At 61.1% G+C, this 15087-nt stretch carries 12 protein-coding genes; 8 read left to right on the top strand and 4 right to left on the bottom strand.

What is annotated here, in order from left to right:
- Positions 1-194: 194 nt before the first annotated feature.
- Together I7X13_RS10710 and I7X13_RS10705 are read right to left on the bottom strand one after the other, a co-directional pair.
- Positions 195-836 (bottom strand): T9SS type A sorting domain-containing protein, encoded by a 642-nt coding sequence (locus tag I7X13_RS10710; RefSeq protein WP_198075488.1) that lies wholly within the window; start codon positions 834-836, stop codon positions 195-197.
- Positions 837-1095: 259 nt separating this feature from the next.
- Positions 1096-1854, bottom strand: a complete 759-nt coding sequence (locus tag I7X13_RS10705) for a biotin--[acetyl-CoA-carboxylase] ligase (RefSeq protein WP_198075487.1) — start codon at positions 1852-1854, stop codon at positions 1096-1098.
- Between the two features lie 67 nt (positions 1855-1921).
- On the opposite strand from I7X13_RS10705, the gene rsfS reads away from it, so the two are divergent.
- From rsfS to I7X13_RS10670, 7 genes are all read left to right on the top strand, one after another.
- Complete coding sequence (rsfS, locus tag I7X13_RS10700; protein WP_198069240.1) at positions 1922-2302, top strand: ribosome silencing factor; 381 nt, start codon at positions 1922-1924, stop codon at positions 2300-2302.
- A 239-nt stretch (positions 2303-2541) separates the two neighbouring features.
- Positions 2542-4662 carry an ATP-dependent zinc metalloprotease FtsH gene (ftsH, locus tag I7X13_RS10695; protein WP_198069239.1) on the top strand — a complete coding sequence of 707 codons (2121 nt, stop codon included), beginning with the start codon at positions 2542-2544 and terminating at the stop codon, positions 4660-4662.
- Between the two features lie 124 nt (positions 4663-4786).
- Positions 4787-5449: a LutC/YkgG family protein gene (locus tag I7X13_RS10690; protein ID WP_198075486.1), complete on the top strand. Its 663-nt coding sequence runs from the start codon at positions 4787-4789 to the stop codon at positions 5447-5449.
- Positions 5446-6228 (top strand): UDP-2,3-diacylglucosamine diphosphatase, encoded by a 783-nt coding sequence (locus tag I7X13_RS10685; RefSeq protein WP_198069237.1) that lies wholly within the window; start codon positions 5446-5448, stop codon positions 6226-6228. The genes I7X13_RS10690 and I7X13_RS10685 overlap by 4 nt, the downstream gene beginning before the upstream one ends.
- A gap of 55 nt (positions 6229-6283) precedes the next feature.
- Positions 6284-7177, top strand: coding sequence for a hypothetical protein (locus tag I7X13_RS10680; protein ID WP_198075485.1), 894 nt, complete (start codon positions 6284-6286; stop codon positions 7175-7177).
- A 114-nt stretch (positions 7178-7291) separates the two neighbouring features.
- Positions 7292-8458: a zinc-dependent alcohol dehydrogenase gene (locus tag I7X13_RS10675; protein ID WP_198075484.1), complete on the top strand. Its 1167-nt coding sequence runs from the start codon at positions 7292-7294 to the stop codon at positions 8456-8458.
- A 232-nt stretch (positions 8459-8690) separates the two neighbouring features.
- Positions 8691-11261, top strand: a complete 2571-nt coding sequence (locus I7X13_RS10670; RefSeq protein ID WP_198075483.1) for a S8 family peptidase — start codon at positions 8691-8693, stop codon at positions 11259-11261.
- Positions 11262-11346: 85 nt separating this feature from the next.
- On the opposite strand, the gene I7X13_RS10665 is transcribed toward I7X13_RS10670, so the two are convergent.
- Both I7X13_RS10665 and I7X13_RS10660 read right to left on the bottom strand, forming a co-directional pair.
- Positions 11347-12111 (bottom strand): M57 family metalloprotease, encoded by a 765-nt coding sequence (locus I7X13_RS10665; RefSeq protein WP_233454757.1) that lies wholly within the window; start codon positions 12109-12111, stop codon positions 11347-11349.
- A 201-nt stretch (positions 12112-12312) separates the two neighbouring features.
- Positions 12313-13119, bottom strand: coding sequence for a M57 family metalloprotease (locus I7X13_RS10660; protein ID WP_198069232.1), 807 nt, complete (start codon positions 13117-13119; stop codon positions 12313-12315).
- A 479-nt stretch (positions 13120-13598) separates the two neighbouring features.
- Here I7X13_RS10660 and ricT point away from each other — a divergent pair.
- Positions 13599-15087: regulatory iron-sulfur-containing complex subunit RicT (gene ricT / locus I7X13_RS21745; protein ID WP_198075481.1), on the top strand; the 1489-nt coding region annotated here is incomplete at its 3' end.

Genomic DNA, 15087 nt, shown 5'->3' with positions numbered 1-15087 from the left:
ACGAATGAGACACAAGACACCGGCACATGCGCAAGCCGCACACTACCGGAAGAAGCAACGAGCAAATCGGTGAAAAGGCAAAAGTAGGCAATGCACCGTTGCACTGATGCTTGCGCGAAACCAATTCGGGCTAGAAACACAAAAAGCAGCCCGGGGCTGCTTTTTGGTCAAACGATTTAGACGAAGCGGGTAGCTCAGTTCTGCAGCACGAGGCGCTTGGTGCTGGCCACCTTGCCATCTACCACCAGGCTGTAGAAATACACGCCGGTGCGCAGGTCGCTCAGGTCCAGCGGCAGGCCGGCGGTGGTCAGCTCAGGCTTGAGGGCGATGGTGCGCACTTCTTGGCCGATGATGTTGCTCAGACGCAGCTGGTAGGCCCCCGCGCCGATTTTCTGGTTGAGCTGCACCGTCACCTGGCCGTGGCTGGGGTTGGGGTACACATTCACGTCGATACCGGCCGCCTTGGCATCCAGTGTAGCCGTGGTGGTGCGCTGGGTCACATTGATTAAACCATTCATGCCCTGGCCCAGCGGCTGGCCTGGTGCGCCATGCGCCAGGCAGTAGTACGGAATAGCTCCCGCCGTATTGAAGGTGATATCCCGGGTGGGGCTGGCCGAGCTGAGGGTGAACAGCGGAATGGACGTATTATCTTCCGATACCGTGGGGTGCTGGCCGCTCTGCAACACAAAATGCACCACATCGCCGGTCTGGATATTGACCGTCAGGGGCGAGTAGAAATTGCTGCCAATCGTGACCGTTACCGTTGTGGCAAAGGCCGAGGCCAGCGGCAGCAGCAAAGCCACCAAGAGCACTAAACAGCGAGTAGAGAGTTTCATAACTGACGCAGAAAAAATGAAGGCGAAATTTAAAAAGGCTGTGGATAAGGCTTTGACAAGCACTGTGCCGAATTCCCTTGCCCTCAAATTAACACCCTGAAAATTATTTCAGTTTGATGGACCGGTGAAAAAGGCAGCCGTTTAAGCCAACGCTACTGACAACTCGGCGGAAGCTGGGAATTAGTTGCCTGAAAAGAATTATTTTTTTCACTGCTCCCAAACTTTACCAGCCTGATGCCGAAATAGGACGCCAGGGTTGCTAGCCGTGCCGAATTTCCTGCAAGCCAAACCGCCGCAGCTCATTGCCAATGGCCACGGCCAGCCGGCCATCATCCTCCACCCCGACAATCTGGCCGCTCACTGGTTGCCCGTCGATAATGAACGGATGGATTTCCTGGTAGCGGTAGAGCGCCTGCAAATAGTCGCGCCGTAGTGCCCCCACCTGTCCGGCCCGCAGCTGCAGGTAGCGCCGCTCCAGGCACTCCAGCAGGCGGGCGGCCAAGGCGGCGCGGTCGTAGGCGCGGCCGGTGAGTTGGGCAAACGACGTGGCCGTGGGTAGCTCAAAGGCCTGCTGGTTGACATTCAGGCCAATGCCAATGATGCTATATTGAATTTTTGGGCCGTTCAGGCTGTTCTCAATCAGTATTCCGCCTAGCTTTTGACTGCCGTAATACAGGTCGTTGGGCCATTTCAGTTTCAGCTTGGGGTCGGGCCCGAGCAGACCGGTGGCCCAGTCGTGCACGCCCAGCACCACGGCTTGGCTGAGGCGGAACTGCTCGGTGGCGGCCAGAAACGTGGGCTGCCACACCACCGACAGCATCAGGTTTTCGGCGGGGGCGGCCACCCACTGGTTGCCGCGCTGGCCCCGGCCGGCGGTCTGAAAGTCCGTTATGACGGTGCAGCCTTCGCTGGCCCGGTTTTGGACAATCAAATTCTGAGCCTCCGAATTGGTGGAGGGGCAGGCCGGCAGCCACACTAATTGCTGGCCCGTGAACAGGGTTTTTGGGGTGACAACCACGGCCTTCTTTCGCGTATCGTTAACTTCGTAGACTTTCGGCTGTAAAGCTCACACCTAACAAGACAATATGAAAAGCACGTTGGTCCGTCAGGATTCAGACACATTGGCAGATTTGGTCGTTCGCGGCATGCAAGACAAGAAGGCATCCGACATCGTGGTGCTGAACTTGAAGGAATTAAAAAATGCCGTTGCCGACTATTTCATCATCTGCTCGGCTAATTCTGATACCCAGCTTGAAGCCATTGCCCGCTCGGTAGAAGAAGAAATTGAAAAAGTAACCGGCGAAAGCCCCTGGCAAACCGAAGGCCGCACCAACCGCGAGTGGGTGCTGCTAGATTACGTGGATGTGGTGGTGCACGTGTTCCTGCGCGACCGCCGCCAGTTCTACGCCCTCGAAGAGCTGTGGGGCGATGCCGACATCAGCTACATCGAATCGGAGCCGGCGTAAGGAGGTTGGTCTAAAACTGTCATCCTGAGCGCAGCGAAGGACCTTATCACGCTCGAACGGTTTGTAATAATGCCAAACGGCACAGGCGCGATAAGGTCCTTCGCTGCGCTCAGGATGACAGAAAAAAGGCGTTCTAATTAAAATAAAACCGCCCGCTCCGCGTCTGCCTTTTTGCCGAACATTTGTTTTCGGCGTGGTGTTTTGCTCCTACCTATCCTCGGTTTTAAGTAGCTATTTTCATGTCGGATAAAAATCTGAATAACAATAAAAAGAAGAAGCCCCTGACCCCGGTGCCCAACCCGCGCCCGGGCTTGCAGCTGTGGGTGCTGGCGGGGCTGCTGGTGTTTCTGTTTGGGGTGATGTGGGTGAATAACCTCAACTCGCCCGCCAAAATCAACCAGCAGCGCTTCGAGAGCATGCTGGCGGCCGGCGATGTGCAGGCCGTCACCATCGTGAGCAACCAGAAAGTGGTGGAAGTGACCCTGAAGGAGGCGGCGCAGGCCAAGTACCGGCAGGAACTCACGCGTCGCACGCCGTTTGGCGCGTCGGGCGTGGGCTCGCAATTCTACTTCCCGGTGGTGGATGCCAAGCTGTTCCAGGAAAACCTGGACGCGCTGCAAAAGGATGTGCCCGCCGCTCAGCGCCTGCCCCTCAACATTGAGGAACGGTCGAGCCCCGGCGACTACATCGGCACCTACGGTTTCATTGTGTTGATGATTGTCGGCTTCTGGTTCCTCATGCGCCGCATGGGCAGCGCCGGCGGCCCCGGCGGCCAGATTTTCAGCATTGGCAAAAGCAAAGCGGCGCTGTTTGAAGGCGGCGACAAGGTAAAAATTACCTTCAAAGACGTAGCCGGCCTCGAAGAAGCCAAGGAGGAAGTGCAGGAGATTGTGGAGTTCCTCAAGAATCCCAGCAAGTTCACCATCCTCGGCGGCAAGATTCCGAAAGGTGCGCTGCTGGTAGGCCCTCCCGGCACCGGCAAAACGCTGCTGGCGAAGGCCGTAGCCGGCGAGGCCGATGTGCCGTTCTTCTCGCTCTCGGGCTCCGACTTTGTGGAGATGTTCGTGGGCGTGGGCGCGGCCCGCGTGCGGGACTTGTTCAAGCAGGCCAAGGCTAAGGCGCCGTGCATCATCTTCATCGACGAGATTGACGCCGTGGGCCGCTCGCGCAGCAAGGGCTCGATGCCCGGCGGCAACGACGAGCGCGAAAACACCCTGAACTCGCTGCTGGTGGAAATGGACGGCTTCGGCACCGACTCCGGCGTTATCATCCTGGCTGCCACCAACCGGCCCGATACCTTGGATTCGGCCCTGCTGCGTCCCGGCCGTTTCGACCGCCAAATCAGCATCGACAAGCCGGACATCAACGGCCGCACCCAGATTTTCAACGTGCACCTGAAGCCGCTGACGCTGGGCCCCGACGTGGACGCCAAGCGTCTCTCGGCCCAAACCCCGGGCTTTGCCGGTGCTGAAATTGCCAATGTCTGCAACGAGGCCGCACTCATTGCCGCCCGCCGCGACAAGAAGTTCATCACCGACCAGGACTTCACCGATGCCATCGACCGTGTAATTGGTGGCCTGGAGAAGAAGAACAAAATCATCTCGCCCGGCGAAAAGCGCATCGTGGCTTACCACGAAGCTGGCCACGCCATTGCGGGCTGGTTCCTTGAGCACGTCGACCCGCTGGTGAAGGTGAGCATTGTACCGCGTGGCGTGGCCGCACTGGGCTACGCGCAGTATCTGCCCAAAGAGCAGTTCCTCTACAACACCGAGCAGCTGACGGACGAGATGTGCATGGCCTTGGGCGGCCGCGCCGCCGAGGAACTGGTGTTCGGCAAAATCTCGACCGGCGCGCTGAGCGACCTGGAGCGCATCACCAAGATGGCCTATTCCATCGTGACGATGTATGGTATGAACGGTAAGCTCGGCAACGTCTCGTTCTACGACTCGAAAGGGCAGAATGAGTACGGTTTCTCAAAGCCTTATTCGGAGGCCACGTCGCAGATGATTGACGAGGAAGTGCGCACCATCATCGAAAACGCCTACACCCGCACCAAAGACCTGCTGACGGAGCGCCGCCATGAATTGGAGGTGATTGCCAAGGAATTGCTGGAGAAAGAGGTACTGCAACAGGAAGACCTGACCCGCCTCGTGGGCCCGCGCCCCTTCGAAACCCAGACCAACTACCAGGCCCATATGGCTGGCACCGACCGCAGCGAAACCGCCTCGGAAGTGAAAGGCGAACAGGCCGCCGGCGGCAAGCTGGGCAACGACCTACCCGACCTGCACCTGCCGGGCGTAGACGACAACCGCAACAACGAAGCTTCGGCTCCGAACAACAACGCGGTAGCCGGCGTGTAGTCCGGCTCGACCCGAAGGCAATGAAAAAGCCCGCTTCTGTTTAGGAGGCGGGCTTTTTTGTGAGGCAGGTACGGTTATCAGGCAACGGTTACCTTTGGCAGCTTCAACCCGCAACTCTCTCGTCATGGCTGATTCTTCCCGCGATGCCGTTTTAGCCCGCATCCGCCAGGGGCTGGCGGTGGGCCCCGCACTACTGCCGCCGCGCCCCGATTTTGCGGCCCCCGTGCACCCGCCCTTGAGCAATGCCGATGCCGTGGTGGCCTTTGCCGAAAGCTTCCAGCGCGTAGGTGGCGAGTTTTACTACTGCGAGTCGCTGCCGCACCTGGCGGCACAGGTGGCGGGCTTCCGGCAGCGGCAGCAGGTAGGTGCGCCCTACGTGTGGGAACCCGAAGTGCAGGCACTGCTGTATCAGGCGGGCATCGCTTTTCAGGCCGATGAAACTGATTTTATTTCTAAGGCTGATTTGAGCCTGACTTCCTGCGAGGCGCTGGTGGCCCGCACGGGCAGCGTGCTGGTATCGGCCGCCACGGCCAGCGGACGGCGGCTGAGTATCTACCCCGACCAACACTTGGTGCTGGCCCGCCCCAGTCAGGTGGTGCACGAGATAGGGGAGGCCCTGCGCGTAATCCAGAGCCGCTACGGTTCGTCCCTGCCTTCCATGGTGTCGCTCACCACCGGCCCCAGCCGCACCGCCGACATTGAAAAAACCCTCGTGCTCGGAGCCCACGGCCCGCGCCGCATCGCGTTGTTTTTGTTGGAAGACGACGCCGAAAACTCACCCGAATGAAGTCCCCTCATTTACTTTCTGACCTTGCTCTGCCGCCCGGCAAGCGGGTTTATTTTGCTTCCGATTTCCACCTGGGCGCACCCAATGCGGCGGCCTCGCTGGCGCGGGAGAAGCGCATTGTGCGCTGGCTGGATGAGGCGGCAAAGGACGCGGCGGCCATCTACCTGCTAGGCGACTTATTTGATTTCTGGTTTGAGTACAAGCATGCCATTCCGCGCGGGTTCAGCCGCTTGCAGGGGAAGCTGGCGGAGCTGACGGATGGCGGCCTGCCCATTACCATCTTCACGGGCAACCACGATATGTGGATGTTCGGCTACTTCACGCAGGAAATGGGCATTCCGGTGCTGCGGCAGGAGGTGTCGCAACGGATTGGGGATAAGCTATTCCACATCGGGCACGGCGATGGGCTGGGGCCGAAGGATTACAGCTACAAAGCCCTGAAGCAGGTGTTCACCTCCGGCGTGGCGCAGTGGCTGTTTGCGCGGCTGCATCCCAATTTCGGCATCGGCATGGCCAACAAATGGAGCCGCCGCAGCCGCATGCAGGCCGGCAAGGACGACACCGTGTATTTCGGCGACGAGGAGTGGTTGCTGCAATACTGCCGTGAGCTCGAAACGCGTTTGCACCACGACTACTACGTTTTTGGCCACCGCCACTTGCCGCTGGACGTGGAAGTGCGCCCGGGCAGCCGCTACGTGAACCTGGGCGAATGGGTCAATTATTGCAGCTACGGCGTGTATGATGGCAACGAGCTGGCCTTGCGGCATTTTGAGCAGTAGTGTGGACGACATTTCGCGCAGTGTCGCGCAGTGTTTGAAAACGCAGTGTTTCGCAGTGCTTTTACTGTCGGGTATTGCTGCCCACGCCCAAACCACCGTTCCGTCTGCCGCCTCTACTGCGCCGGCTTCCAAACAAACCGTGGCCCCCATGCAGCCGGCCCCCGCGCCCGCGCTCGATGCCAGCACCGCGCCTACCGTGGCCGCCTGGAAGCTGTTGCGCCTCATCAAGCTACCTAACCCGGGCGCGGCCTCGCTCGACCGGCGCGGCGCGCTTTACGTAGCCGATGCCGACAACAACCTGCGCCAGTACGGCCCCGAAGGCCTGCCCCTGAACACTTACGCGCCCGCTCAGCCCGGCCACGTGGCCCAGGTAGAAGCCTGGAACGTGACCAGTACGCTCGTGTTCAACGACGACCGGCAGCAGCTGGTGCTGCTCGATAGATTTCTGGCGCTCATCAGCGAGGTGCGGCTGGCCGACTACCTCGACGGCACGGTGCGCGTGGCCACGCTGGCTCCCGACAACTTCATCTGGCTGCTCGATGAGAGCAACCTCGTGCTGCGCGAGTTCGACCCCAATACCCTGCGCCTGGTGCAGAACACGCCCCTGGACCTGCTCATCGGCCGCTCGCGGCCTGATTTTCGGTTTATCCGGCAGTACCAGAACAACACTTACCTGGTAGACCGCAGCACGGGCGTGTACGTGTTCGATAATCTTGGCAACTACCGGAAAAAGCTGCCTTTCCCAGGCCTGAGCACGGTGGGCTTCCGGGGCGATGAGCTGTACTTTCTGGAGGCCGGGGCCATCCACTTCTTCCATCTCTACAGCCAGAACGAGCGGCGCGTGGCCCTGCCCGCTGGCCTGGACCCCGGTGCGGTGCGGCAGGTGCTGGTAGGCGAAACCTACGCCTATATTTTCACGGCGGCGGGCGTGGCTGTGTATCAGATGTAAGGCTAGCGGCTACGGTAGAGGCTATTCGCCGCCGAGGCTCAACCGTAGCAACCCGTCCAAAAAGCAGGCCGTTAGGAAGGAAGGTTCTTCTGTATCATTTCTAACCCCCGCTATATGAAAGCTCTCCGCATTCACGGTGCCAAAGACGTCCGCGTTGATAACGTGGACGACCCCGAAATCAAGGAATCCCGCGACGTGATTCTGCGCGTGACCAGCACGGCCATCTGCGGCTCCGACCTGCACATCTACAACGGCAGCATTCCGCAGCCCAAGCCCATGACGCTCGGCCACGAGTTTATGGGCATTGTGGAGGAAGTGGGCAAAGGCATCACCAACCTGCGGCGCGGCGACCGCGTGGTGGTACCCTTCCCGGTGGCCTGCGGCCATTGCCTGTTTTGCAACCACGACCTGCCCGGCCACTGCGAAAACTCCAACCCCGACCACTACGGCCCCGAAGGCGGCCTGATGACCGAGAAAGGCGGGGCCCTCTTCGGTTATACCGACCTGTACGGCGGCTACGACGGCGGCCAGGCTGAATACGTGCGCGTGCCCTACGCCAACAACGGCCCTCGCAAAGTGCCCGATAACCTCACCGACGAGCAGGTGCTTTTCCTCACCGACATTTTCCCCACGGGCTATACCGGCATCGACTGGGCCAACGTGCGGGGCGGCGAAATTGTGGCCATTTTCGGGGCCGGGCCGGTGGGCATCATGGCCGCCAAATCGGCCTGGCTGCGCGGGGCCAGCCGCGTTATCATCGTCGATACCCAGCAGTACCGCCTGGATAAGGCCCGGCAGGCCGCCCGCGCCGAGGGCATTCTGTGGGAAAGCCACCAGCAGGTAGTGGACGAAATCCGCAGCATGAGCAAGGGCTACGGGGCCGACGTGGTGGTGGAAGCCGTGGGCTTTGAGCCCGACCGCAACGTGCTCGACCGCGCCAAGTCGGTTATCAACCTTGAAAAAGGCTCCGATAAGGTGCTGCTGGCCTGCATGAGCGCCGTGCGCCGGGGCGGGTTCGTGTCGGTGCTGGGCGTGTACTCCTCGCCGTTCGACAACTTCCCCATCCACCAGTTCTTCGACAAGGGCATCACGCTGAAAGGCGGCCAAGCCCCGGCCCACAAGCACATCGACAAGCTGCTGGCCCATGTGGCCAACGGCGACGTGCGCCTCGATGACATCATTTCGCACCGCCTGCCCCTCTCGCAGGCCCCGCACGCCTACGACATCTTCCGCAACAAGAAGGACAACTGTACCAAAGTGGTGCTGAAGCCCGGTGAGTAAGTGTCCATAACTGGTTATTTGTCAAGAAAGGAGCCCATGCAAGTGGGTTCCTTTTTCGTTTTGTGTCAGGCGGGAGTGTGTGATTGTTTTACCTTTGATGAAGACCCCGTGGGTCGCCATTTCTATCTGATAAACCGACTACATGGGGTATTCCCGGCGTGAATTAATATCTGGTTCAAATCCTTCGCGCATTGGCCGGTGGGCGTTGCTGCTGGGGCTGTTGCTGCCGCAGTTGCTTAGGGCCCAAGCACCGGTTGCCCGTTCAGTTTTTGAGAAGCTGGCCCCGGGTCTGCAAGCTGCTGCCGCAACCAATGCGGCCCATCCGCTCCGCGTGCGCGTGGCCGATGGCCCGGCATTCCGGCAATGGGCGCGGCAGCACCAGCCCGCCGCGCAGGTAGCGTCGGCGGGCAATGATGCCCGCACGCTCACCATCATCGGCCTCACGCCGGCCCAGGTGGCCGCCGCGCCGGGCGTAGAATTTGTGGACGTGGCCGACCGCCGCGCCCACGAGGAGCGCCGCCTCGGCAATTCCGATATCTCGGTGAATGCCATTTCGGCGGTGCATGCCCGTTTTCCCGACCTCACCGGACAGGGCCTCACCGCTTCGGTCAAGGAACTGCCCTTTGACCCCGACGACCTTGACCTGAAAGGCCGGGCCGTGAACCCCGCGGCTTTCGCCAAGCCCTATTCCGACCACGCCACGGCCATGGCCACATTGTTGGGCGGGGCCGGCAACTCCGACCCGCTGGGCCGGGGCGCGGCCCGCGCCGTGCGGCTGGCCACGTCCGATTTTGCCCGCCTGCTGCCCGACGATGCCACTCAACTCACTCAGGCCGGCGTGTCGGTGCAAAACCACTCCTACGGCGTAGGCATTGAGAACTACTACGGCCTCGAATCGCAGGCCTACGACCAGCAGACGCAGCAATTGCCACAGCTGCTGCACGTTTTCTCATCGGGCAACGTAGGCTCGTCGGCCAGCGCCAGCGGTACTTATAAAGACATTGCCCGGTTTGCCAACATCAGCGGGCAGTTCAAGATGTCGAAGAATACGCTAACCGTGGGCGCTACCGACCCCAGCGGGCAGGTGGCCGCCCTTAGCTCGCGCGGCCCGGCCTACGACGGACGCCTTAAGCCCGAGCTGGTGGCCTACGGCGAAGGCGGCTCTTCCGAGGCAGCAGCGTTGGTGTCGGGCATCAGCATTCTGCTGCAGCAGCAGTACCGCGACCAGCACGCCGGCACCCTGCCGCCTACTGCTTTGGTGAAAGCCGTACTCCTGAACAGCGCCGACGACCTCGGCACGGCCGAAATCGACTACCTCAGCGGCTTTGGGCAGGCCGATGCGCTGGGGGCCGTGAGTACCATGCGCGCCGGCCGCTTCTTCGGCGGCAGCGCCGGCCAGGGGGCCGACCAGGTATTTCGCATCACCGTGCCCGCCGGCCAGCAGCAGCTGAAAGCTACGCTGGCCTGGAGCGACCCCGCCGCCGCCGCCAACGCCGCCGCGGCCCTCGTCAACGACCTCGACCTGGAGTTGGTAGCCGTGAGCACCGGCCAGCGCTGGTTACCCTGGGCCCTGAGTGCCTACCCCAATGCCGACTCGCTGGCCCGCCCCGCCCGCCGCCGCCCCGACCACCTCAACAACGCTGAGCAAATTACTCTCGCGCTGCCCGCCGCCGGCACCTACGAGCTGCACGTGCGCGGCTATGCCGTGCCGCAGGGTCCGCAAGCCTTTAGCTTGGCCTATGAATACAGCCCGCCCGGCCTGACGTGGACCTACCCCGTGCGCTCCGACAACCTGCGCCCCACCACCACCGCCACCTTGCGCTGGCAGTGGAGCGGCCCGGCTGCCGCCACCGCTCGCCTCGACTACCGCCCCGTGGGCCGCCCCGGCTGGCGCGTGCTGACGCCCAGTGTACCGCTGGCCGACCGTCGCACCACCTGGGCCGTGCCCGATACTGCCACGCTGGCCCAGCTGCGGCTGGTGAGCGGTAGCAGCGAATTTGTGTCCGATACATTTGCCATTGTGCGGGCTCCCGCGCTGCAGGTCGGCTACGCCTGTCCCGAGGAGGCACTGCTGCAATGGGCGCGCATTCCGGGCGTGGCCCGCTATCAGGTGTACCAGCTGGGCGCTACGTATCTGGAACCGCTGGTGCAAACGGCTGATACCGCTTTGGTGCTCAGCCGGGCCCAGGTGCCGGTGCTCTACTACGCCGTGGCCCCCGTGGTGGGCGGCCGCGTGGGCCAGCCGGGCACCACCATCAACTACACCACGCAGGGCACGGCGTGTTACTTCCGCTCCTTTCTGGTCCGGCAGCTGGTCGATGAAACCATCCGCTTCAATGTAATCCTCGGCACGGTATACCACTTGAAGTCGGCCACGCTAGAGCGCGAGCAGCCCGATGGTAGCTTTGCGGCTGTGCAGACGATTAGCCCGGTTGCCAGCACCGCCTTCACCTTCACCGACCAGCCTGCCGCCGCCGGGCGCTACCTCTACCGCGTGCGCCTCGACAATGTGGCCGGCCAGCAATTCTACAGCAGCACCGAAGAAGCTTTCCTGCTGGGTGCCGGCCTGGTTCAGGCCTACCCCAACCCTGTACTTGCCGGCGCTCAACTGACTGTGGTGGCTAACAGCACGGCCCCCGTGACCATTCGCCTCTACGATATGCTGGGCCGGTACCAGCGCACTGCCACCGCCGAAGGTCAAATTAACCAGATAGAAACCACGGGCCTGAAGCCGGGGCTGTACCTGCTGCGGGTGCAACAGGACGACAAGCCTGGGCAAGTCCTGAGAATTGTTATTCAATAAGCCCCCTGGATTTGGCTTCGGCAAAACAGCAAAAAGCCCCGGCTCTATACAGAGCCGGGGCTTTTTGTTGAGTCACCAGCCGAGGCTAGTAGATGTAGTTCAGGGCCGTCAGGTCGTTGGCGGTGAAGGGACGGTCTACGCCGTTGCCCACGCAGGCCAGCATCCAGGAGTTTGGCTCGGCCGTGGAAGGCGTGCCGGGGATGAGGATGGCGCCCACCGTGCTGGCACCTTCGTTGGATTTACGACCTCCGCAGCTGTACTGACGGTTGTAGTAGTCGGTGTGGCGCATGCCGATGCAGTGCCCCATCTCGTGGGCCATGATGGTGGCGATGTAGTTCGTGTTCGTGCTGTTAATCACGCTGGGCACCAGCGTGAAGCCCGGCGCGGGGTTGCCGCCGCTGGGGAAGCCGCCCGACTGGCCCAGCACGCCCGGGCCCAGGTCTGCCGAATATTTCACGGGCAGGTCAGCGGTACCCGTGGTGATGCGGGTGAGGTGCAATTGCAGGTTAGCGTTGTTATAGCGGGCAATGGCTTCGTCGATGGCCGGCCCGTAGGCAGCCGGGAACCCACTCGCCAGGCTTACCGTCAGCGTGCGTGGCAGGCCGGTTACCAGGTTGGTGGTGCGGTACTGCTCCTCACTGCCCACGCGGAGCGTCGAATAGCCAGGGGCGCTGGCCAGCAGTTCCGGGGTCAGCAGCATGTCGCCTTCTACTACGTAGCCACCAGCTACTTTTCTCACATTATCGGTGCTGAAACCCAGGGCTTTGATTTGGCCCATTACTTCCGTATTGGCGGTTTCGGATTGGGGAGTCGACTCTTTTTCTTTCGAGCAGGAGGAAAAAGCGAGCATCGAAGCAAGACACAGGCCGGCGGCAAAAAGATTTTTTGTCATCATAACTATTGGTTGGAAAAGTGAATTAATGATGAAAAGATGAAGGCAATAAGCAATAATTTTTGCAACTACGCTAATAATGCCCAAACAAAATTATGGCAATTAAAAAAGCCTCGACTGTTAACAGTCGAGGCTTTTCCGTTGGATTACCAGCCGAAGCTAGTAGATGTAGTTCAGGGCTGTCAGGTCGTTGGCGGTGAAGGGACGGTTTACGCCGTTGCCCACGCAGGCCAGCATCCAGGAGTTCGACTCAGCCGTGGAGGGCGTGCCGGGGATGAGGATGGCGCCCACCGTGCTGGCACCTTCGTTGGAGGCGCTGCCGCCGCAGCTGATGGCGCGGTTGTAGTAGTCGGTGTGGCGCATGCCGATGCAGTGCCCCATCTCGTGGGCCATGATGGTGGCAATGTAATTAATATTCGAGCTGTTAATCACATTGGGTACCAGCGTGAAGCCGGGGGCAGGGTTGCCGCCGCTGGGGAAGCCGCCCGACTGGCCGAGTACGCCTGTGCCCAGGTTCGACGAATATTTCACCGGCATTTCGGCACCGCTGCTCACGCGGCGGAACGTCACACGCAGGGCGGCAGCGTTGTAGCGACGGATGGCCTCATCGATGGCCGATACATACGTGGAATTGAACGAGCTGCTAATGCTTACCGTGATTACGCGCGGCAGGCCGGTTACTAGGTTGGTGGTGCGGTACTGCTCCTGGTCGCCCACGCGGAGGGTGGAGTAGCCGGGGGCGCTGGCCAGCAGCTCCGGCGTCAGCAGGATGTCGCCTTCTACCACGTAGCCTTCATCAACTTTTTTAACGTCCTGCGTGCTAAAACCCAGGGCTTTGATTTGGGCCATTGCATCCGACGACGCAACCGTAGGAGCCGCAGTGGCTTCTTCTTTTTTGCTGCACGACGAAAGGGATAGAGTTGCGCCGGCCAGCGCGAGGAGGGAGAGAAGTTTGAAATTTTTCATAGAACTTTTTGGTGGTGAGGTTTTGGTGAAGAATGGGCGAATATATGTGGCTGAAATTGCGAATTGCACCATTCAAAAACCATTATGTTAAAAATAGTTTAACAAAAAACCTATTTAAATGCGATTAGGCCACTTTTTACGCTTTTTAATTGTGAAAAATGACAAAATTTTGTAAGTGTCAGTTTAATAAACTATTGTAATAATTACACGCCTAATAAATGGTAACCTGGGCAGTATCCGAGGCGGCAGTAGCGGAGCCAAAGCATCTGCAATCCTGTTATTAGCTCGTCGGAAGCACCCTGTGCTATTTGCGTATCTTTGCTAAGAACCGAATTTTCGCGAAAACCAGCTTTTCGCCCAACTATATAATTGTCTTACTCGTGGCTTGTGCATCATGTTCAACCGGTGGGGGCTGCGGCACCACCAAAGTAGGGGGCTGCGGCTCCAAAGGGGGCTGTAGCTCCGGCGGCTGCACCCGCATGAACGTCTTCGACTGGCTCCAGGACGTAGAAATTCCCGACTCCTTCGCCGGCTTCGACCTCGTAGAGGTGCGCTTTAAGGGCGGCCGCAAGGAGTTTATGCGCAACGACTTACGCCTTCCCCTCGTGACCGGCGATGCCGTGGTGGTAGATGCTGCCGGCTCGGGCTGGCACTTGGGCCACGTCTCGCTTAAAGGCGAATTGGTGCGCCTGCAAATGCGCAAGAAGAAAGTATCCACCGACTCGAAGGAAATCCGCAACATCCTGCGCATTGCCACGCCCGATGACGAGGAGCGGTGGCAGGCCGTGCGCGACCTCGAAACCGGCACCATGTTCCGGGCCCGGGCCATGGTGAGCGAGCTGCGCCTGCGCATGAAGCTCTCGGACGTGGAGTACCAAGCCGACCGCACCCGCGCGCTGTTCTACTACTCGGCCGAGGACCGAGTCGATTTCCGGGAGCTAATCCGCCGCCTGGCCGACGAGTTTCGGGTGCGCGTGGAGATGCGCCAGATTTCGCTGCGGCAGGAAGCCGGCCGCATCGGCGGCCTCGGCATCTGCGGGCGCGAGTTGTGCTGCTCCACCTGGCTTACCGACTTCAAGACCGTGAGCACTACCGCCGCCCGCTACCAGAACCTAAGCCTAAACCCCCAGAAGCTGGCCGGTCAGTGTGGCCGCCTCAAGTGCTGCCTCAACTATGAGCTGGACGCGTACTTGGATGCCCTGAAGGATATTCCGCAAGTGCAGCGCCCGCTGAAAACCAGCAAAGGCGAGGCTTTTTTGCAGAAAACCGACATCTTCCGCCGTCGCATGTGGTTTGCCTTTAAGGGCGATAACAACTGGGTGATGCTCGACACGGCCCGCGTACGCGAGCTGCTGGAAATGAACAAGCGCGGCGAAGTAATAGAAAGCCTGCTGCCGCCCCGCGAAGAAGCGCCCGAGCCCGAAGTATCGGCCATTGTGGAGGGCTCCCTCGACCGCCTCGACGACAAAATCAAGTCGAGTGCCAAGCGCAGCAAGCGCAAAAAAGGGCGCGGCGAAAAAGAGAACAGCGCCGAAACCACCGAAGCCCGCGCTCCGCGTGAAGGCCGCGAGCCCCGTGCGCCCCGTCCCGAACGCGAGCCCCGCGCGGCCCAGGAGCCCGGCACCGAGCCTCGCGAAGGGCGCCCGGCCCGCGAGCCCCGCGAAGGCCGGCCCGCCCGCGATGGCCGCCGCCCCGCTAGCGCAGCCCCCGGTGGCCCGCGCCCGCCCGAGCAAATGACCAGCCCCGGCCCCGGCGATATCGACAACCCGGTACCCGCCCTGGGCGATACGGCCGAGCAGCGCGGCCGCCGTGGTGCGGCGGCCCGGCCCAGCAACCGCCGCGGCGGCCGCAACCGTAGCGACGCGCCTCGCCCCGAGGGCGAAGCCGGTGAAACGCGCCCCGAGGGTGGCCGCAACCGCCGCCCCGACAGCCCCCGCCGTACCGACTCGACCGCCGGAGCCACGCCCC

Source organism: Hymenobacter negativus, assembly GCF_016056375.1.
In the GTDB taxonomy this organism is placed as follows: domain Bacteria; phylum Bacteroidota; class Bacteroidia; order Cytophagales; family Hymenobacteraceae; genus Hymenobacter; species Hymenobacter negativus_A.
Note: the sequence above shows the minus strand (reverse complement) of the source record. Positions and strands in the feature narration are given on the sequence as shown.

Bases quoted from the DNA above. Each gene is read 5' to 3' on its own strand.
- I7X13_RS10660 (WP_198069232.1), bottom strand. From the start codon at position 13,119: ATGAAAAATTTCAAACTTCTCTCCCTCCTCGCGCTGGCCGGCGCAACT.
- I7X13_RS10675 (WP_198075484.1), top strand. From the start codon at position 7,292: ATGAAAGCTCTCCGCATTCACGGTGCCAAAGACGTCCGCGTTGATAAC.
- I7X13_RS10665 (WP_233454757.1), bottom strand. From the start codon at position 12,111: ATGCTCGCTTTTTCCTCCTGCTCGAAAGAAAAAGAGTCGACTCCCCAA.
- I7X13_RS10685 (WP_198069237.1), top strand. From the start codon at position 5,446: ATGAAGTCCCCTCATTTACTTTCTGACCTTGCTCTGCCGCCCGGCAAG.
- I7X13_RS10690 (WP_198075486.1), top strand. From the start codon at position 4,787: ATGGCTGATTCTTCCCGCGATGCCGTTTTAGCCCGCATCCGCCAGGGG.
- I7X13_RS10710 (WP_198075488.1), bottom strand. From the start codon at position 836: ATGAAACTCTCTACTCGCTGTTTAGTGCTCTTGGTGGCTTTGCTGCTG.
- rsfS (WP_198069240.1), top strand. From the start codon at position 1,922: ATGAAAAGCACGTTGGTCCGTCAGGATTCAGACACATTGGCAGATTTG.
- ftsH (WP_198069239.1), top strand. From the start codon at position 2,542: ATGTCGGATAAAAATCTGAATAACAATAAAAAGAAGAAGCCCCTGACC.